Origin of the sequence: Sphingopyxis sp. (assembly GCF_035998905.1) — a bacterium.
GTDB lineage: Bacteria > Pseudomonadota > Alphaproteobacteria > Sphingomonadales > Sphingomonadaceae > Sphingopyxis.
The window spans coordinates 151,366-168,974 of the sequence record NZ_DASYHG010000030.1 but is presented as its reverse complement, the minus strand read 5'-3'; the positions used below and the strand labels follow the sequence as shown (position 1 = coordinate 168,974).

At 66.1% G+C, this 17,609-nt stretch carries 15 protein-coding genes and 1 riboswitch; of the genes, 2 read left to right on the top strand and 13 right to left on the bottom strand.

Annotated features, from left to right (window positions below; all coding sequences use genetic code 11):
• Positions 1–39: 39 nt before the first annotated feature.
• Both VGN62_RS20300 and VGN62_RS20295 read right to left on the bottom strand, forming a co-directional pair.
• The gene (locus VGN62_RS20300; RefSeq protein WP_327457359.1) at positions 40–846 is read right to left on the bottom strand and encodes a glycosyl hydrolase family 18 protein; all 807 of its coding nucleotides are present in this window, start codon (positions 844–846) and stop codon (positions 40–42) included.
• The gene (locus VGN62_RS20295; RefSeq protein WP_327457357.1) at positions 756–1,085 is read right to left on the bottom strand and encodes a hypothetical protein; all 330 of its coding nucleotides are present in this window, start codon (positions 1,083–1,085) and stop codon (positions 756–758) included. Before VGN62_RS20295 ends, VGN62_RS20300 begins: the two co-directional genes overlap by 91 nt.
• 100 nt (positions 1,086–1,185) lie before the next feature.
• On the opposite strand from VGN62_RS20295, the gene VGN62_RS20290 reads away from it, so the two are divergent.
• Together VGN62_RS20290 and VGN62_RS20285 are read left to right on the top strand one after the other, a co-directional pair.
• Positions 1,186–3,744 (top strand): family 20 glycosylhydrolase, encoded by a 2,559-nt coding sequence (locus tag VGN62_RS20290; RefSeq protein ID WP_327457355.1) that lies wholly within the window; start codon positions 1,186–1,188, stop codon positions 3,742–3,744.
• A 17-nt stretch (positions 3,745–3,761) separates the two neighbouring features.
• Positions 3,762–4,772 carry a cupin-like domain-containing protein gene (locus tag VGN62_RS20285; protein ID WP_327457353.1) on the top strand — a complete coding sequence of 337 codons (1,011 nt, stop codon included), beginning with the start codon at positions 3,762–3,764 and terminating at the stop codon, positions 4,770–4,772.
• On the opposite strand, the gene VGN62_RS20280 is transcribed toward VGN62_RS20285, so the two are convergent.
• The 11 genes from VGN62_RS20280 to VGN62_RS20230 all read right to left on the bottom strand — a co-directional run bounded on the left by VGN62_RS20280 (position 4,769) and on the right by VGN62_RS20230 (position 17,535).
• The gene (locus tag VGN62_RS20280) at positions 4,769–5,494 is read right to left on the bottom strand and encodes a phytanoyl-CoA dioxygenase family protein (protein ID WP_327457351.1); all 726 of its coding nucleotides are present in this window, start codon (positions 5,492–5,494) and stop codon (positions 4,769–4,771) included. The two genes, VGN62_RS20285 and VGN62_RS20280, sit on opposite strands and share 4 nt — an antisense overlap.
• A complete protein-coding gene (locus VGN62_RS20275) occupies positions 5,458–6,231 on the bottom strand; it encodes an ABC transporter ATP-binding protein (RefSeq protein ID WP_327457349.1) in 774 nt (257 codons plus the stop codon). The genes VGN62_RS20280 and VGN62_RS20275 overlap by 37 nt, the downstream gene beginning before the upstream one ends.
• Positions 6,225–7,226 (bottom strand): iron ABC transporter permease, encoded by a 1,002-nt coding sequence (locus VGN62_RS20270; protein ID WP_327457347.1) that lies wholly within the window; start codon positions 7,224–7,226, stop codon positions 6,225–6,227. Before VGN62_RS20270 ends, VGN62_RS20275 begins: the two co-directional genes overlap by 7 nt.
• On the bottom strand, positions 7,223–8,077 hold the full coding sequence (locus VGN62_RS20265) for an ABC transporter substrate-binding protein (RefSeq protein WP_327457762.1): 855 nt from the start codon (positions 8,075–8,077) through the stop codon (positions 7,223–7,225). The genes VGN62_RS20270 and VGN62_RS20265 overlap by 4 nt, the downstream gene beginning before the upstream one ends.
• Positions 8,077–8,685 (bottom strand): cob(I)yrinic acid a,c-diamide adenosyltransferase, encoded by a 609-nt coding sequence (gene cobO, locus VGN62_RS20260; protein ID WP_327457345.1) that lies wholly within the window; start codon positions 8,683–8,685, stop codon positions 8,077–8,079. The genes VGN62_RS20265 and cobO overlap by 1 nt, the downstream gene beginning before the upstream one ends.
• Positions 8,685–10,541, bottom strand: a complete 1,857-nt coding sequence (locus tag VGN62_RS20255; protein WP_327457343.1) for a TonB-dependent receptor plug domain-containing protein — start codon at positions 10,539–10,541, stop codon at positions 8,685–8,687. Before VGN62_RS20255 ends, cobO begins: the two co-directional genes overlap by 1 nt.
• A 177-nt stretch (positions 10,542–10,718) precedes the next feature.
• A riboswitch (cobalamin riboswitch) is annotated at positions 10,719–10,938 on the bottom strand.
• A 49-nt stretch (positions 10,939–10,987) separates the two neighbouring features.
• Complete coding sequence (locus VGN62_RS20250; protein ID WP_327457341.1) at positions 10,988–12,148, bottom strand: acetyl-CoA C-acyltransferase; 1,161 nt, start codon at positions 12,146–12,148, stop codon at positions 10,988–10,990.
• Between the two features lies 1 nt (position 12,149).
• The gene (locus VGN62_RS20245; protein WP_327457338.1) at positions 12,150–13,379 is read right to left on the bottom strand and encodes an acetyl-CoA acetyltransferase; all 1,230 of its coding nucleotides are present in this window, start codon (positions 13,377–13,379) and stop codon (positions 12,150–12,152) included.
• A gap of 1 nt (position 13,380) precedes the next feature.
• On the bottom strand, positions 13,381–15,072 hold the full coding sequence (locus VGN62_RS20240; protein WP_327457335.1) for a class I adenylate-forming enzyme family protein: 1,692 nt from the start codon (positions 15,070–15,072) through the stop codon (positions 13,381–13,383).
• A 1-nt stretch (position 15,073) separates the two neighbouring features.
• Positions 15,074–16,570 carry a carotenoid oxygenase family protein gene (locus VGN62_RS20235; protein WP_327457333.1) on the bottom strand — a complete coding sequence of 499 codons (1,497 nt, stop codon included), beginning with the start codon at positions 16,568–16,570 and terminating at the stop codon, positions 15,074–15,076.
• The gene (locus tag VGN62_RS20230; protein ID WP_327457331.1) at positions 16,567–17,535 is read right to left on the bottom strand and encodes a nitronate monooxygenase; all 969 of its coding nucleotides are present in this window, start codon (positions 17,533–17,535) and stop codon (positions 16,567–16,569) included. The genes VGN62_RS20235 and VGN62_RS20230 overlap by 4 nt, the downstream gene beginning before the upstream one ends.
• Positions 17,536–17,609: the final 74 nt, after the last annotated feature.

The window sequence follows — 17,609 nt, the reverse complement described above, 5'->3', positions numbered from 1 at the left end:
ATGTGTTGCATTGGTATCCTTAGTTGCGCTTGTTGCGAATTATTCGCGTGAAAGTCCGCGCGCGATAGCATCGGTCAAGGCATGGTCCGGACTGTCCTGCGACAGCTCCCATACCATCACGCCGCCCGCCTTTTCTGCGGCAAGGCGAGCCTTCTTCTCGATCGTCGCGGGGCCGTTGTGCGTGATATAGCGGCACCCGGCGCACAGCGTGCCGATGACGTCGGCTTTGGTCGCATTTATGCCATGTGCCGCGGCGAGGTCGCGATAGGACCAATTCGCCTTCTCGCCGCCGAATCCATAGCCGTAGAAAGGGACGCCGAGCACGAGCCGCTCACGCGTGACCCCGCGCGCCAGCCACAGGTCAAGGTCGCGCGCCGCCATGGCATAGCTGCTGTGCTCGGCACCCGCCGGACCCCAGCTCGGGCCGATCGCGTCATAGGACATGACGTTGACGAGGTCGAAATAGGGGATCGAACTGATCGGGATCATCCCGCCCTCATAGGATGCGGTGGCGCAGGTCAGCAGCTTGCCGCGGACTTTCATCGCCTCGGACAGCGCCGCGATGAACGGCGTATAGTCGCCAGCACGATCGATTTCGGTAAGCAGTTGCCCCTCGATATCGATATCGACCCCGTCCAGGTCCAGCGTATCGGCGAGTTCGATGAGCGCAGCGACCGTTGTCGCGCGGCGGTCGGGCGCAAGCAGGGCCTTCCAGTCGCCCGAACAGCCGGGGATCACGCCGCCCGCGGTCGAGATCAGCACCTTGGCGCCGCGCGCCTGCAACCGCGCAACAGTCCTGCGCAGCGCGTCGACCGACAGGTTCGCGCCGGTTTCGTCGCCATGCACGTCGTCCGCCCATCGCGGATAAAGTGTCCGTCGGCATCGGGGTTGGCAAACGCCAGATTGTAATGGGTGAAGGCCGACAGGTCGGTGCGCTCGATCGACAGGTCGAGCCCCTTGAACGCGGCGAGATAGCCGACCACAACGGGGCGCGGCTGCTCCCCGGCGGTCGCTGTCGACGACAATACTAATGTAAAACCAATCAGGATCGACGCGATGAAGCGAAAAGCGCGAATATCTGCCATATTGTCGTTTATCCTTTCAATTCCGCCGAATCCGAAAGGCGTTGACCCGCCCGCGACTGCATGACAAATTAGATACAAATTGTCGAGCGGGAGAAAAGACATGCGGGCTGCGGGTTGGATGACGATGGCAATGGCGGCGCTTGCCGCGCCGCAGGCGCTGGCCGCAGACGCCCCGTCGCAGGCGTCGCTCGACCGTCTTGCCAACACGCTCGGCTACCGCCTCACCATGGTCGACAATGGCCCGGTTTGCCCGGCTGGCATCGAAGGATGTTTCCTGTCGACGATCACACTGACGCTGCCCGAAGCGCTGCCGGCCGATGTGCCGACGAAGGGGCTGTCGCTCTATTTCAGCTTCGTCAACCGGCTGCCGCTCGTCGAAAGCGACATCTTCACCCACCGGCTGGTCAATGGCGACGTCCAGCAATTGACGTTGAAACCCGGCGTCACGTTGCGTCCCGGCGCGAAGCATGAAATCAGGCTGTGGGGCGTCGGGTCGAATTTCTCGAAGGCGTTCGGCATGCCCAACGCCTATCTCGTTGCCGACGGACTCAAACCGCGCACGATCGCGGCGACGCGCGCGGTGATCGACCCCGAGACGGGTCTTGAAATCCTGACCTTCGTCGCGCCGATGACCGACGAGGCGAAGCTCGCGACCAAGAGCGACGCCGACAAGACGCGCTGGCTGACCGCCAAGCGCGCGTTTGATTTGCAGGCCGGGCGGCTGGCGCCGGAGGCGAAAGGCGTGGTGATCCTCCCGAAGCCCGCAAAGGCTGTGCAGGGCAAGGGAACGGTAGACCTCAGTCGCGGCCTTGCTGTGTCGCTGACCGGCGTCGATCGAAGCGCCGTCGGGCCGGCGCTCGCTTCGCTCGGTGCAAAGGAAGGTGGCACACTGCCGCTGACGATCCGTATCGACCCCGCCGCGGTAGCCAAGGCGGAGGGTTATATCCTCGACGCCAAGCCCTCGGGCATTGCGATCACCGCGCACGACGCGGCGGGCGCGAGCCACGCGCTGCGCTCGCTCGCGCAGCAGGCGGCGTTCGAGAGGGAAAAGCTCACTTCGCTCCGCGTCGAGGATGCCCCGGAATATGGCTTTCGCGGCCTCCACATCGACCTCGGCCGCAACTTCCACAGCCGCGACGAGATTTTGAAGATCGTCGAGGCGATGGCGGCGTACAAGCTCAACAAGCTGCACCTCCACCTCGCCGAGGACGAGGGATGGCGCATCGAAATCCCGGCGCTGCCCGAGCTGGCGGAAATCGGATCCAAACGCTGCCATGACCCCTCCGAGCAGACCTGCATCCTGCCGCAGCTCGGCGCGGGTCCCGAAGGCACGAGCGGCGTCAACGGCTACCTCACCGCCGCGGACTATGTCGCGATCGTGAAGGCTGCGGCGGCGCGGCAGATCGAGGTGATCCCGTCGATCGACATGCCCGGGCACAGCCGCGCGGCGATCAAGGCGATGGAAGTGCGCCACGCGCGCCTGACCGCCGCGGGCAAGAAAGCCGAAGCGGACCAATATCGCCTGATCGATCCCGCCGACACCACCGAATATCGCAGCATCCAGAATTACAGCGACAACACGCTGAACGTCTGCCTGCCGGCGACCTATCGCTTCGTCGATACCGTCGTCGACGCGCTCGCCGCGATGCACAGCGAGGCGGGGGCGCCGCTCAAGACCTTCCACCTCGGCGCCGACGAAACCGCGGGGGCGTGGATCAAGTCGCCCGCGTGCAAGGCGATGATCGCCGAGAATGGCGGCGATGCGGGCAAGCTTACCCCGCGCTTCATCGAACGCGTGACCGCCAGCCTCGCCGCCAAAGGGCTGCGCACCGGCGGCTGGAGCGACGGCATGGGCCACACCGAAACCGCGAATATGCCGAAGGCGCCGCATCTGGTGCAGACCAATATCTGGGGCGTGCTCCACACCGGCGCGATCCGCGAGGCGCACGACCAGATGAACCGCGGCTGGGACGCGGTGCTGTCGATCCCCGACCTCGGTTATTTCGACATGCCCTATGCCCCGCACCCGGACGAGGGCGGTTACGACTGGGCGTCGCGCGGCGTCGATCCGTACCAGGTCTTCGGCTTCATGCCCGACAATCTGCCCGCCAACGCCGCGACGATCCGCAACATCCGTGCCGAGGGCAAGGCGATCGAGGATAAGCCGGTCCTGCAGGCGGGGCACCGCGTTGCGGGGCTGCAAGGCCAGTTGTGGAGCGAGACGATCCGCACCGACGCGCAGGTCGACTATATGCTTTTCCCGCGCCTGCTCGCGCTCGCCGAACGCGCATGGGCGCCGGCGCCGTGGACCCCGGCCTATCAGGCGGGCGCCAGCTATGAATGGGGTGACAAGCGTGTCGATGCGGCCAAGCTGAAAGCGGGCTGGCAGGATTTCGCGGGACGCACCGCGGCGCAATTCCCGATGCTCGAAAAGATCGGTGTCGCCTATCGCGTCGCGCCGCCGGGCGCGCGGATCGCGAGCGGCAAGCTCGAGGCGAACAGCATGTTCCCCGGCACCGTGATCGAATATCGTGTCGAGGGCGGCGCGTGGACGCGCTATGCCGGGCCGGTGGCGGTCGGCGGGCCAGTCGATGTGCGTAGCCGCTCCGCCGACGGCAAGCGCGCCAGCCGGACGGTTCGGGTCGGACCGGCCCGGTAGGGGGCAGGGGAGACGAAGTGAACGGGGCATTGGAAGAGATATCCGGCAGCGACCATGCCGCGATCGCGTGCGTGGTCGAGGCAGCCGATCGCCCCGTCATCATTCGCGGTGCCGCTAGCGACTGGCCCGCGGTTGCCGCAGCGCGCGAAGGCGACGAGGCGATCGCCGCCTATCTTGCGGCGCGCGACAATGGAAAACCGCTGACCGTGCTTGTCGGTCCCTCCGAAACGGGCGGGCGTTATTTCTATACCGATGACATGCGCGGCGTGAATTTCCGCAGCGAAAAGATGCCGATGGCGACGCTCGTCGAACGTCTCGTCGCGCTCCGCGGTACCGCCGACGCGCCGACGCTCTATGCGGGGTCGACGCCGACGCCCGAAAGCGTCGCGAGCTTCGCCGCCGAAAATCCGTTGCCGCTCGATACCGGCGTCGATCCGCGCATCTGGGTCGGCAATACCAGTCGTATCGCGCCGCATTACGACATGGCGGCGAACATCGCGGTCGTCGTCGCGGGGCGGCGGCGGTTCAGCCTGTTTCCGCCCGGGCAGATCGCGAACCTCTATGTCGGCCCGGTCGAACGCACGATTGCCGGGCAGCCGACCAGCATGGTCGACCCCGACCATCCCGATCATGCGCGCTACCCGCTTTATGCCGAGGCCGAGCGGCACAAGCTCGTCGCCGACCTCGCGCCCGGCGACGCCATCTATATGCCGCCCATGTGGTGGCACCATGTGCGCTCGGAAGGCGCGCTCAATGTGCTGGTGAACTATTGGTTCGGGCAGCGGCAGGACCGCTTCCCCTTCGCTGCGCTGATGCTCGCGATGCACTCGATCCGCGAACTGCCCGAAACCGAACGCGAGGCATGGCGCACGTGGTTCGACCATTATGTCTTCGGCGAAGGCGCCAGCCACGCTGTCGACCATCTGCCGCCGCACGCACAGGGCGTCCTCGGTCCGCCATCGCCGCAGCGCGACCGGATGATCATCGACTATGTCGTCGGCTTTTGCCGCAGCGGCGGGAGCGGTTAGGCCGCCTTCATCCACACGACGAGCGCGAAGCGCGTCGTTTTCGCAGGCAAGGTGCGATGCGGGGTGAAGCGGTCGAGGAACAGCGCTGTCCCTGCCGGGCATTCGGGCTGAACACGCGGCAGCCCGGCGAGCCGCCATTCGGGGATTTCATAGCCGTCGTCGCCCTCGCTCGCGAGCGGCGCGGGCTGGCGCTTCGCCGCGACCTCCAGTCCGCCGCTTTCGGGACCGGCATCGCTCAGCGGGATCCATGCGGTGACGAGCACCTTGCCGCACCCGGTGCCGTCGCCGCGCGCGACGTCGCTATGCCACGCATGTCGATGTTCGGGGAAGCAGGCGATACTCGCGCGGACACGTACGATCTTGCCCGCCAGCGCACGCCCGCTCAGCGCTTCGGCCGCACCGATCAACCGCGGATCGTTTGCCAGAGCCTGCAACCGTTCGCCGCGATGGGCGTCGGTGCAGACGGCGACGCGGAGCAGGTTCGCGACGCTACGTTCGTGCGCGTACACGCGGTCGATGCGCTCGCCCAGCGGGGCGTCGGGGCAACTCTGCTCGAAGGGCAGGTAGAGCGCGCGCGACACGCGATCGATATGCTCGGCGATATCGTCCGCCGCGGCGCGGACCTGCCCGGCATCGAACAGCGGCACAGCAGCATAGCCTTGCTCGACAAACTGCGTCGCCGCGTTCACCGTGCGCGCCCGAACAAGGTGATCGTCGGCCATTCGCCGCCGGTCTCGACCGCCGCGTCAATCCCGTAAACCGCGCGCAGCCGTTCGGCGGTCAGCACCTCGGTGGGCGTCCCGTCGGCGACGATGCGCCCACCGTCGATCAGCAGCAGCCGGTCGCAGTATCGCGCCGCCAGCGTCAAATCGTGCAGCACGGCGATCACCAGCCCGCCGCCCGCCGCCTCGGCGCGCAGCATGTCCATCACGTCGATCTGGTGCCCCGGGTCGAGGCTCGCGAGCGGTTCGTCGGCGATCAGCGCGGGCGCCTCGACCGCCAGCGCACGCGCGAACAGCACGCGCGCGCGCTCGCCGCCCGACAGCTCGGTCGCGATCCGGTCGCGCAGTTCCAGCACGTCGGCGCGCGCCATCGCGCGCTCGATCGCGGCGCTGTCGGCGTCGGATATCCGCGACATCGGCGCGAGATGCGGCAGCCGCCCCAGCCCGACGAGCCGCTCGACCGTCAGCGGCCAGTGCAGGGTCTGCCCTTGCGGCACATAGGCGATGCGCCGTGCGAGGTCGGCGCGCGGCATTGCCGTCACATCGATGCCATCGACCTCGGCGCGGCCGCTCGCGGGGACCAGCGCGAGCATCGCGCGCGCCAGCGTCGACTTGCCCGCGCCATTGGGGCCGACGATCCCGGTCAGCGTGCCCGCGCGAAAAGCTGCGCTAACGCCGTGCACTACGGTCCGGCGCCCGAGCGTGACGCCGATGTCGTTCAGCGTGATGCTCACCATATCCGTCGCTCCCGCATCAGGTGGAGGAGGAAGATCGGAACCCCCAGAAAGGCGGTGACGACGCCCAGCTTCAGCTCGTTCGTCGTCGGAATGATGCGGACGCCAAGGTCGGCGAGCGTCAGCAGCGCCGCGCCGCCGATGGCCGAGGGGAGCAGGATCGCCGACGGGCTGCGGTCGGTCAGCGGACGGATCAGGTGCGGCACGATCAGCCCGACAAAACCGATCGCCCCCGACACCGCGACCGCGCCGCCGACGCCGATGGCGGTGCCGATCAACAGCCGCAATCTTGTCCGCCGAAGGTCGGTGCCAAGCGCCTGCGCCGCATCCTCGCCCAGTGTCAGCGCATCGAGCGCGCGTCCGTTCCACAGCAGCATCGCGCCGCCGATCGCGATGCACGGCAACGCAATCCACACATGGTCGAACGACCGGTTCTCTAGGCTGCCGAGCAGCCAGGTCATGATTTCCATCGCCGCGAAGGGATTGGGCGACAGGTTGAGCGCAAGGCTCGTCCCCGCGACCGCGAGCGTCCCGACGGCGATCCCGGCAAGGATCAAGGTCAGCGGGCTTTCGGCCTTGCCCGACAGGATGAACAGCAGCGCGAGCGACAACAGCGCGCCGCCCGTCGCAAGCAGCGGCAACATCACCGGATGCAGCTCGGCGATCCCGAAATAGAGCGCCGCGACGCCGCCGAGCGCCGCGGCGTTCGACGTTCCGAGTACCGACGGTTCGGCAAGCGGATTGCGCAAATAGCCCTGCAGCGCGGCGCCCGCGAGCCCGAGGATCGCGCCGACGCCGAGCGCGAGGATCGTGCGCGGCAGGCGAAGGTCGAACAGGATCACCGACGCCACCCCGTCGCCGTCACCCGTCGCGGCCGCGATCAGCCGTGCGACCGACAGGTCGACCGCGCCGAACAGCAAGGATCCGATCGCGGCGACGAGCGTCAGCAGGAGCAGCGCCGCGATCAGCGACCAGCGGGGCAGGGCAAAGCGGTTCATGATCGGTCCCCGTCGATGCGCGCGATCTGCGCCGTGATGCTGCGCGCCGCCTGCGTGTAGGCGGGGCTGCTGCACACGGTCCATGCCTGCGGAATGCTGATGCGCGGAATATCCTTGATCGCGGGATGGTGCAGCATTTCGCTCCCCTGGTCGGTCACGACATCGGTCGCGCTCTCGACGATCAGGAAATCGGGCTGCGCCGCGACCATTTCCTCGAGGCTCAATTGCGACAGCGGCGGCTTGCCGAGCTTGCCCGCCAGATTGACCAGCCCGACGCGCCCCATCAACTCGTCGATCAGGGTGCCCGTGCCGGTCATATAGCCGCGCCGCTGATAATAGGCCGCGACGCGGCCCTTGCCCGGCTTGGGCAGCCCGGCCAGCTCACCCTGCATCCGTGCGATCAGCGCGCTGCCGCGTTCGGGATGGCCGACCGCCGCCGCGGTCTCGCGGATCGAGGTGTAGATTTCACCCAGCGTATTGGCGGTGGCGAGGTCGAGCAGCGGATAATCCTGCCGCGGCAGCGCGCGCAGCGCCGCACTGCGGCTCGCCGGCATGCCGACGATCAGATCGGGTTCGATCGCCAATATCTGCTCGGCCGAATTGCTGAGCAGCGGAATGCCATACGCCTTCGCCGCCTCGCCCGACATTTCGATATCGGTCGCATTTTTCGTGAGCCCCGCGATCTGCCCCCGGTCGGCGAGCGCGAGCACGAGCTGGTCGGCGCACAGATTGATCGACACGATGCGCTGCGGCACCGCTGGCGCCTTGGCGCGCGGGGCGGGGGACGTCGCCCAGAGCAGCCCGGCCCCGCCGAGCAGCGCCGCTGCCGCCGCAAGCGCGCGCGCCCGCATCAAAACTCGATTCCCTTCTGCGCCTTAACATTCTGCTCCCGGAACGGATGCTTCACCTGCGCCATCTCGGTAACGAGGTCGGCGGCGTCGATCAGTTCCTGCGGTGCGTTGCGGCCGGTAATGATGAGATGCGTCATATGCGGTTTGCCCCCGATCGCTTCGAGCACCTCATCCACCGGCAGATAGTCATAGCGCAGCACGATGTTGAGCTCGTCGGCGATCACCATCGCATAGGAGGGGTCGGCGATCATCCGCTTCACCTCGTCCCACGCTTCGCGCGCGACCGCGATATCGCGCGTTCGGTCCTGCGTGTCCCAGGTAAAGCCTTCGCCCATCGGCTTGAATTCGATCAGGTCGGGAAAGCGGTCGAACACCGCTTTCTCGCCCGTCGCCATCGCGCCTTTCACGAACTGGACGACACCGACTTTCATGTCGTGACCGATCGCGCGGATGGCCATGCCGAGCGCGGCGGAGGTCTTGCCCTTGCCGGGGCCGGTGTGGACGATCACCAGACCCTTTTCGACGGTCTTCGCCGCGACCTTCTTGTTCTGCGCGGCCTGGATCTTCTTCATCTTGGCCGTATGTTCGGCGTCGGTGCGCGCCTTCATCAGAAACGCGCCCGCACGCCGCCATAGGCCGCGCGGCCGTATGTGCCGTAATTGAAGGCCGTCGCATAATCGGCGTCGAACAGATTATCGACGCGGCCATAAATCTCGAAATGGCCGCCGACGGGGAGGGATGCGCGAATGCCCGCAAGCGCATAGCCGTCGAGCGGCACATTGTTCGCCGCATCGTCGAAACTGTCGCCGACCAGCGTCAGCGTCGCGCCGGTCGACAGGCCGAACGACCAGTCATAATCGGCCGACAGGCTGACGGCGTGCGCTGCGCGGCGGGGCAGGCGCTTGCCGTCGAACGCCGGGCGTCCCGACCGGTCGCGCGCGTCGATATAGCTATAGGATGCGGTGACGTTCAGCGCATCGACGGGCTTCAACGCCAGCGTTGCCTCGATCCCCTTGGCACGCGTGCGATCGATATTGCCATAGGTGAAGGTCGCATTGTCGTAATTGATCTGGTCATTGGTGTCGCGCAGGAAAGCGGTCAGCGAGATCAGCGCGCGGCCGTCGGCCAAGCTCTGGTCGATGCCGATGTCATAGCTTTTCGACCGTTCTGGGCGCAGCGCGCTATTGCCGCTGAACGCGTCGTAGAGCTGGTACAGCGACGGTGCCTTGAACCCCTCACCATAGCTCAGCCGCACATTGGTTGCGCCCGCATTCGGCGAATAATTGGCATTGGCGCCGAACGTCGTCGCGCCGCCGAACTGGCTGTGGTCGTCGTGGCGGACGCCGCCCGACAGCGACAGGCCGGTGAGCGGCTGGACGATCCCCAGCGCATAGACGCTGTCGATATTGGCCTTCTGGCTGTCAGTCGATCCAAAGCCGAAGAAATCATAGTCGGGGCGTTCATGCTCGTAACCGAAGATCAGCTTCGCTTGGCTGGCTGGCGTCACGACGCCCTGATATTCGAAACGCAGGTTGGTCCCCGAATAGCCGTAATCGGGCGCGGTGCCGCGCACGAAATAATAGTCGCGTTCGTTGCGCATCCACGTCACCGCCGCGCGGCTGGTGAAATTGCCGTCGAACAGGCCAAGGTTCAGCCCCGCATAGCCGACATATGTGTCGAGCTTAGCGACGTCGGCGCTGTCCGCGGGCGCGCCGAAGAAACTATCATAATCGAGGTCGGCGTTGATGTAATAGCCGCGCAGATCAAGGCTCAGCGCATCGCTGAACGCGATCTTCAGCCGCGCGTTGCCGGCGAAATTCTTGTATCCGTCCTTCTCGGTCCCGACTGCGGCCGATGAAATGCCGTCGGTGCGGAAATAAGCGCCGCCGATCCCGCCCGAAATCGCGCCGGCGGTGCCCGACACATCTGCCTTGGCGTTGAGGGTGTCCCTATGACCATATTCGGCCGAAGCCTTCGCCGCGAAGCCTTCGGCCGACGTCGCGGTCATCAAGCTGATGACGCCGCCGATCGCCTGGCTGCCGTGTACGACCGAATTGGATCCGCGCAGTATTTCGATCCGGTCGATGTTGCCGGTCAGCAGGTGGCCGAAATCATATCCGTCGCCGATGCCGCTCGGATCGTTGACCTTCACCCCGTCGATCAGCACCAACGTCTGGGTTGTCTCCGCGCCGCGAAGCGACACGCCGGTCACCGAGCCGGTCCCGCCCGTGCGGCTGAAGCGCACGCCGGGCGTTGTCGCGAGCAGGTCGACGACATTGATCGTCTGACGCTTTTCGATCGTGTCGGCGTCGAGGATCGTGATCGCCTGTCCGACCTCGTCGCGCGATTGCTCGACGCCCGATGCCGTGACGACGATATCGTCGCGATTGTTTTCGGCAGTTTCAGCAAAGGCGGGTGTTGCCGCCGCCAGTGCCAACAGGGAAATGCTCGCAAATTTCAACATGGGAAAGCCCCCGACGCCGGCAACGAAGGGCGGAGCCTGCCGATACGCGGACGCGATCGACCGATGCTGGCATCGCAAGTGGCGTAACGCCTGCGGCACCGGCACCGAGGCGGCTCCGGCCGCCTGGTCGTCGCTCGACGGAAACCTCCGTGCCGCGGCCTTTCCCTGGACCTTGGCATTGAGCGACCCACGCCGGCAGGTCTCCTGGCTCGCGGGTCAGGGCTCGATGCACGCCTTCCCAGGATGACCCCAGTGGCTGATCCGAAAATCCGGACCGGTGCATCTCGCTCGCCGCTTACAGTTGCAGGGACAGCCTCGGCTTTCAGGGTTCAGGACGAACCCCTTCACCGCGTTCCCATATTAAGCCCTTTCGGGCACCGGCGCGATCATGCGCGGGGCAAGCCCGCACGCGCCGCCCATAGCGGAATGGCGGTTTTGCGCAATGCCTATTGCCGCTCGACGATCATCGCCGCGCCGACCCCCATCGCGCCGGTCAGCACGACGAGGCCGTATCGGCCGCCGCAGGCGTCGAGCGCGTCGAGCAGCGTCGAGGTCAGGATCGCGCCGCTCGCGCCCATCGGATGCCCCTTGGCGAGATGCCCGCCGCTGACATTGACCCGCGCCGGGTCGGCGCCGCGGTCGCGCAGGAATTTGGCGATGGTGACGGCGAACGCTTCCATGAACTCGATCCGGTCCATTTCGTCCAGCGTCAGCCCTGCACGCGTCAGCACCTTGTCCATCGCAGCGAACCCCGCGGTCAGCGAGGCGGCAGGGTCGCCGCCGCTTTCGGCAAAGGCGACCACGCGCGCCCGCGGCGCGATGCCGAGCCCTTCGCCGCCAACCAGCGCGAGCCCCGCGCCGTCGCATATCGGCGGTGCGTGTGCAATGCTGTGGAGCGGTTCGAAGGTCGCGCCCTCGAGCGCGCCCGCATATTGCGCCTGCAGTTCGCCAAAGGCGGCCGGTGCGGCGGCGAGCGATTCCGCGCTCGTCTGCGGCCGGATACATTCCTCGCCCGTCAGCGCGCCGGTCGCGATGCGCGATTTCTGGAGCGCGGCGTCGCTTTCGGCTGCGCCTGCCTTTTGCTGCGATGCCAGCGCGACCGCATCGAGCTCGCCGCGCGTGATGCCTTCGGCGTGTGCGAGCCGGTCAGCGCCGAGCACCGGCGGCACGAAGCGCGCGCGCGGCGGCAGTGCGTCGTTGGTGTAGAAGCCCGCGCGATCGCCGAGGAAGTTGCTCGCGCTCATCGACTCGACCCCGCCCGCGAGGATGCGCGTCGCTTCGCCGCTTGCGACCTTTGCGACGGCCTGACCGATCGCCGACAGCCCCGATGCGCAATAATTGTTGATGCTGTGCGCGGCGGTCTGGTCGGGCAGGCCGGTGTGCAGCTTCGACACCAGCGCGATATGCCCGCCCTGCGCCCCCGCTTGCGTCACGCAGCCGAGCAGCAGCGTATCGGGCGTCGCAGCGATGTCGCCGCAGCGCGCAGCGAGTGCGGTTACCTGCTGGAGCACCAGCTCCTGCGGGCTCAGCGCCGCAAGCCCGCCGTCGGGCCGCGCCTTGCCGCGCGGCGTGCGCACGGCGTCGTACAGATAGACGGGATGCGGCAAGTCAGGTGCCGACCACGAAGCTGACCGCGGTCGTTGCGCTGCCGCCGACGTTGAAGGTCGCGAAGTTGCGCGCGTCCTCGACCTGATAATCGCCCGCGTTGCCGGTGACCTGCCGCCAGCTGTCGAGCAGCATGCGCACGCCGGTTGCGCCGACCGGATGGCCGAGGCCGATCAGCCCGCCCGACGGATTGACCGGCAGCTTTCCGCCCAAGGCAATCGTGCCATCCTCGACCGCGCGCCAGCTTTCGCCGGGTTTGGTGATCCCGAAATGGTCGATCGCCATATATTCGGTGATCGAGAAGCAATCATGCACCTCGACCCCGTCGCACGCATAGATGTCGGGCATCTCGGCTCGGCGGAGCGCATCCATCATCGCCTTGCGCACGCTCGGGAAGACATAGTCGCCGCCGCGGCTGTCCGCGACCTTGGTCGAATAGAGCAGGGGGGCGGTGGCGTGGCCCCAGCCCTTGATGCGCGGGATGCTGTCGACTGAAATCCCGCGGCGCTTGGCATAAGCTTCGGCCACCTCGCGCGAGGCGAGGAAGATGGCGGCAGCGCCATCGGTGACCTGCCCGCAATCGGATTTGCGCAAGCTTCCTTCGATCAGCGGATTGACCTCGTCATTCTCGCCCAGGTGCTCGTCGGTGATCGCCCAGCCGCGCGTCTGCGAGTACGGGTTCTTCTTCGCATTGGCGAAATTGTTCGCCGAAATCCCGCGCAGATATGCACGGTCGAGGCCGAAGCGTTCGTCATATTCCTCGGCGACGCGCGCGAACATGTATGGCCAGAGGTATCGCGCCTCCTGCGCCTCGCGCCCCGCCCAGGCAGCGGCGCCGAGATATTCGGCGGCGCGCTGGCCCGGCACATTGCGCATCAGCTCGATACCGAGCACGAGCGCGAGGCCGTAACGTTCGGCCTCGATCTCGGCGGCCGCGGCGAGGATCGCGATGCTGCCCGACGCACAGGCGGCTTCGTGCCGCGATGCGGGGATGCCCGCAAGGTCTGGATGGACATGACCGAAGAAGCCGCCGAGCTGGCCTTGGCCGGCGAAGAGTTCACCGACGAAATTGCCGACATGCGCGGTTTCGACTTCCTTTGGTTCGAGGCCCGTCGCGACGAACGCCGCTTCTGCAACGTCGCGGAACAGCTCGAACAGCCCGCCGCCCTCGCGTTCGAGGTTGCGCGAAAAATCGCTCTGCGCGCCGCCGAGGATGAAGACGTCCTTTGCCATGTCAGGCTTCCTTTTCGAGAGTGGCGAGCGCCATTTCGCGCACTTCGCTGCGCATCACCTTGTTGGTGACGTTGCGCGGCAAGGCGTCGAAGCGGAACAGGCGCTCGGGCAGTTTGAATACCGCGAGGTCGTGGCCGCGAAGATAGTCGGCGACCTCGCCCATCCCCACATCGTCCGCTCCGCGCGGGACATAGGCGAGGCCGATGCGTTCGCCCATCGTCGGGTCGGGGAGCGAGAAGACGCACGCCTCGGCAAGCAAAGGATGCCCGCCGAGCAACTGATCGATCTCTTCTGGCGAGATGTTCACCCCGCCGCGGATGATCAGATCCTTGCAGCGCCCGACGAAGCGGTAGAAGTCGCCGCCCTCGGCGATCTCGAACAAATCGCCGGTGCGGAACCAGCCGTCTTCGGTAAAGGCCTCGGCCGTCCGGTCAGGGGCGTTATGATAGCCCTCGAACAGCGTCGGCCCGCGGATCTGCAATTCGCCCGATACGCCGTCGGCCTCAATAGGATCGCCGCCGCCGGGCGGAACGAGCCGGCTTTCGATATTGGAGGCGCGGCCTTTGCCATAGGGGCGCTGATAGGTGCCGCGGCGCGGGAACAGGCTCGCGCGCTTGTCGGGGTCGGGCATGTCGCCCTCGCCGGTGATGAAGCTCATCCCCTCGTTCGATCCGAAGACGTTGACGATGATGATACCGAGCCTTTCCTGGAACCCGCGTACCATCGCGGGGGCGAGCGGGGCGGAGCCAGAGGCGATGACGCGCAGGCTCGACAGGTCGACCGACGCGAGCAGCGCCTCATTCTGCAGCAGCATGTTGAGCACCGCAGGCGGCGCAATCGTCAGGCTGGGGCGCTCGGTCGCGATCTGTTTCAGGTAGATGCCGGGATCGAACGGATGATGCAGCACCATCGTCCCCGCGCTGGTCAGCCAGCACATGGTGATGCCGCCGATGCTCGCCATGTTGATGAGCGGGAAGGGGTTCAGAAGCACGTCGCCCGGCCCGACCTTCATCGCCTCGTAGCCCGCCCCTGCGACGGCGATCCAGTGATTGTGGCTGCGCGGCACGCCCTTGGGAACGCCGGTGGTGCCCGAGGTCCAGCAGATGGTGAAGATATCGTCGGCGTCGACCGGGTTCTCCGCAACATGCGCGGCGAGGGCCCGCTCGTCACCGCGGACGGTCGACAGGTCGAGCGCACCGGCGGGCGGATTGGGCCCGAAGGTCATCAGCGCGATGCCGTCCAGCAGCGGCTCTGCAACGCCGACATGGTCGCAACCTTTCACTTGCGTCGCGCAGACGAAGGCCTTGGGCTCGACGACGCCGATCATGCCCTTCAGTTCATGGCTGCGATATTGCACCGCCGCCGGGCTGACGATCGCGCCGATCTGCGCCGCGGCAAAGTAAAGCGCGACGAACTCGCTAATGTTCGGCAACTGGACGAGCAGCACATCGTCCTTGCCGACCCCCGCCTTGACCAGCGCGCCCGCGATCCGGTCGATCTCCGCCTCAAGCTCTGCGTAGGTCAGCCGCTGCGGCTCGCCGAAAGCGAAGTCGCCGCGGTTGGGGGCATCGACCAGCGCGAGGCGTTCGGGGTGCGCCACCGCATTGGCGAAGAACAGGTCGGCGAAGGTCTTGTCGCCCCACCAGCCGCTGTCCCGGTGCCGCTGCCGTTTATCCTCTCCCGCAGCGATCATCTCAGGCGGCCAGCACGCTGTTCGGACCCATGCCGATATCGTCGCCGCTGGCCCACACGGTGTGCGTTCCCGAACAGATGCGCTCGGGCAGGATGATCCGGCAGACGGGCCCGGCCGCGACATTCTTGGCGTCGATCAGGACGCATTCGGAACGGTCGGTTTCGAGGTCGGCGATGAAGGATACGAGATAGCCGTCGTCCTCGTCCTTGGCATCGATGCGCGGCGCGAAGGGCGCCTCGCTGCCGAAGCGGCCGGGACCGAATTCATATTCCTCGCTCGTGCGCGCATTCAGGTCGTGCTTGACGAGTCCGCGGAACAGGAACCAGCCCGGCTCGGGGATCGCGCTATAGGCGTAGCGATAGGGCTTGCCCGCATAGCGGTGGTTGAACATGCCGAATTCGAGGTCGCGGTCGTCGAGCCGCTCTTCGATCGTCTCGCCGGTCTTGAGGTTGAAGCGCCAGCGATGGAGGCGCGGCTTGAGCAGCCCCTGATCGAGATAGGCCATCATCCGTTCGAGCCCCTCAGGCGCGTTCGGATAGGATTTCGGCATCGGCTCTTCCTGATAGTAGCCGTCGAGGATGATCTCGTCGCCTTCCTCCCATGCGTTGAGCCAGTGGAGCGTGTATGTCGGTTCGGCTTCGAACCAGCGGATATCTTCGGGCTGCCCGTGGCGCGGGATGATCGCGAAGCGCGTCTTTTCGTCGGGGTGGAACTGGACGACGTGCAGGTTCCGCTCGAGCAGCTCTTCGTTCCAGTAGAGCGGCATGTCGTTGAGGATCGTGTAATTTTCGGTGAAAGCCATGTCGTGTGGCAGCCGCGGCCCGGCGAGCGGCACAGGAATATAGTGCTTCAGCTTGTTGTCCGCCCCGACGACGCCATAATGCATATAGGGCGCATGCTTCGAGTAATTGAAGAACATCAGCTCGCCGGTCGCGAGGTCGACCTTGCAATGCGCCGAAATGCCGTCGAGCGGTACCCAGCTTTCGGTGCCGAACTGTTCGAGCGTGAAGGGGTCGAGCCGATAGGCTTCACCGCACTGGTAGAAGGTCGAGATGATCCTGCCTGCGTGGATCGCGACGTCGGTCGAGCTTGAATCCTTGAGCCACTCCTGCGCGCCCCAGCCATGGCGCGTCGATTTGTGCGGCGGCTCCATCAGCCCCGCCCACAGCGAGCGGCCAGCTTCCTTTTCGGCCTCGAACCCCTTGGTGCGCACGAAACGGCTGCGATAGCTCGCGCGGCCGTCCTTGAAACTGATCGAATGGATGAAACCGTCGCCGTCGAAGGGGTGGTAGCGCCCGATCGGCTCATGGATCTGGTTTTCACCGGTGCGCACATAAACGCCGTCGATATCGGTCGGGATATTGCCGATCACCTCGGCATCGCCGTTCGCGAAGATCGCGTTCCATTCATTATAGGTCGGGCGCCAGGCGCCCTTCATATAGGGATGGTCGTTCGGCTGGATCGTCGTTTCGATCGTGTCGACAAGCTGGGCGGTCATGCGATGACTCCTTCGGCAGGGGCAAAGCGCGGCCTTGCGGCGGCCGCATCATATTCTTTCACAAGGCGGTCGACGATGGCGGCGACGGGTTCGACGCCGCGCACCGCGCCGACGCCCTGTCCGGCGGACCAGACATTCTTCCACGCCTTCGCGTCGTCCTGTGCGTCCGAGAAGTTCGGGCGTTTGTCCTCGGGCATATTCGCGGGGTCGTAGCCGGCGGCAACCAGGCTCGATTTCAGCCAGTTGGCGGTCACACCAGTAATACCCTTCGAAGGAACGATATCTTCGGCGCCCGCCGCGACAACCATATCCTTATAAGGCTGCACCGCCATGCTTTCGGTGCAGGCGATGAGCGACGTGCCGAGATAGGCGAAGTCAGCGCCGAGGATTTCTGCTGCGCGCACCGCGTGCCCGGTCGAGATCGCGCCGCCGAGTACGAGCGGGCCGTCCCAGAATTGCCGGACCTCCTCGACGAAAGCAAAGCCTGCGGTCGCGCCGGTATGGCCGCCCGCGCCCGCGGCGACGAGCACCAGCCCGTCGACGCCCGCAGCTGCCGCTTTGCGCGCAAAGCCGACCGAATTGACGTCGGCGAAGACCAGTCCGCCATAGCTGTGAATTTCTTCGACCACGCGCGCCGGGTTGCCGAGCGCGGTGATCACCAGCGGCACCTTGTGGCGCACGACGCAGGCGAGGTCTTCGGGCAGGCGGCTGTTGGACGGATGGACGACCAGATTGACCGCCCATGGCGCGGCGTCGGGATCGTTCGACAGCGCGGCGTCGATCCGGCTCACCCAATCCTCAAGATCGGCGGACGTTCGTGCATTCGGCGCGGGGAAACTGCCGATCACACCGGCGCGCGAGGCGGCGATCACCATCTCGGGTCCCGAGACGAGGAACATCGGCGCCGCGATCGCGGGCAGGCGCAAATTGCGCGTCAGCGCTGGTGGAAGGCCGTGTCCCGGCAAGGTCAATCCTCTCTCAAATCATCTGACTTGCATAACGATACTTAAAGCCCTTATGAGTCGCAAGGCAAGAAAAA

Excerpts from the sequence above, each read along its gene's own strand:
- VGN62_RS20290 (WP_327457355.1), top strand. The coding sequence starts at position 1,186 with ATGCGGGCTGCGGGTTGGATGACGATGGCAATGGCGGCGCTTGCCGCG.
- VGN62_RS20295 (WP_327457357.1), bottom strand. The coding sequence starts at position 1,085 with ATGGCAGATATTCGCGCTTTTCGCTTCATCGCGTCGATCCTGATTGGT.
- VGN62_RS20280 (WP_327457351.1), bottom strand. The coding sequence starts at position 5,494 with ATGGCCGACGATCACCTTGTTCGGGCGCGCACGGTGAACGCGGCGACG.
- VGN62_RS20275 (WP_327457349.1), bottom strand. The coding sequence starts at position 6,231 with ATGGTGAGCATCACGCTGAACGACATCGGCGTCACGCTCGGGCGCCGG.
- cobO (WP_327457345.1), bottom strand. The coding sequence starts at position 8,685 with ATGAAGGCGCGCACCGACGCCGAACATACGGCCAAGATGAAGAAGATC.
- VGN62_RS20240 (WP_327457335.1), bottom strand. The coding sequence starts at position 15,072 with ATGATCGCTGCGGGAGAGGATAAACGGCAGCGGCACCGGGACAGCGGC.
- VGN62_RS20270 (WP_327457347.1), bottom strand. The coding sequence starts at position 7,226 with ATGAACCGCTTTGCCCTGCCCCGCTGGTCGCTGATCGCGGCGCTGCTC.
- VGN62_RS20235 (WP_327457333.1), bottom strand. The coding sequence starts at position 16,570 with ATGACCGCCCAGCTTGTCGACACGATCGAAACGACGATCCAGCCGAAC.
- VGN62_RS20245 (WP_327457338.1), bottom strand. The coding sequence starts at position 13,379 with ATGGCAAAGGACGTCTTCATCCTCGGCGGCGCGCAGAGCGATTTTTCG.
- VGN62_RS20255 (WP_327457343.1), bottom strand. The coding sequence starts at position 10,541 with ATGTTGAAATTTGCGAGCATTTCCCTGTTGGCACTGGCGGCGGCAACA.
- VGN62_RS20265 (WP_327457762.1), bottom strand. The coding sequence starts at position 8,077 with ATGCGGGCGCGCGCGCTTGCGGCGGCAGCGGCGCTGCTCGGCGGGGCC.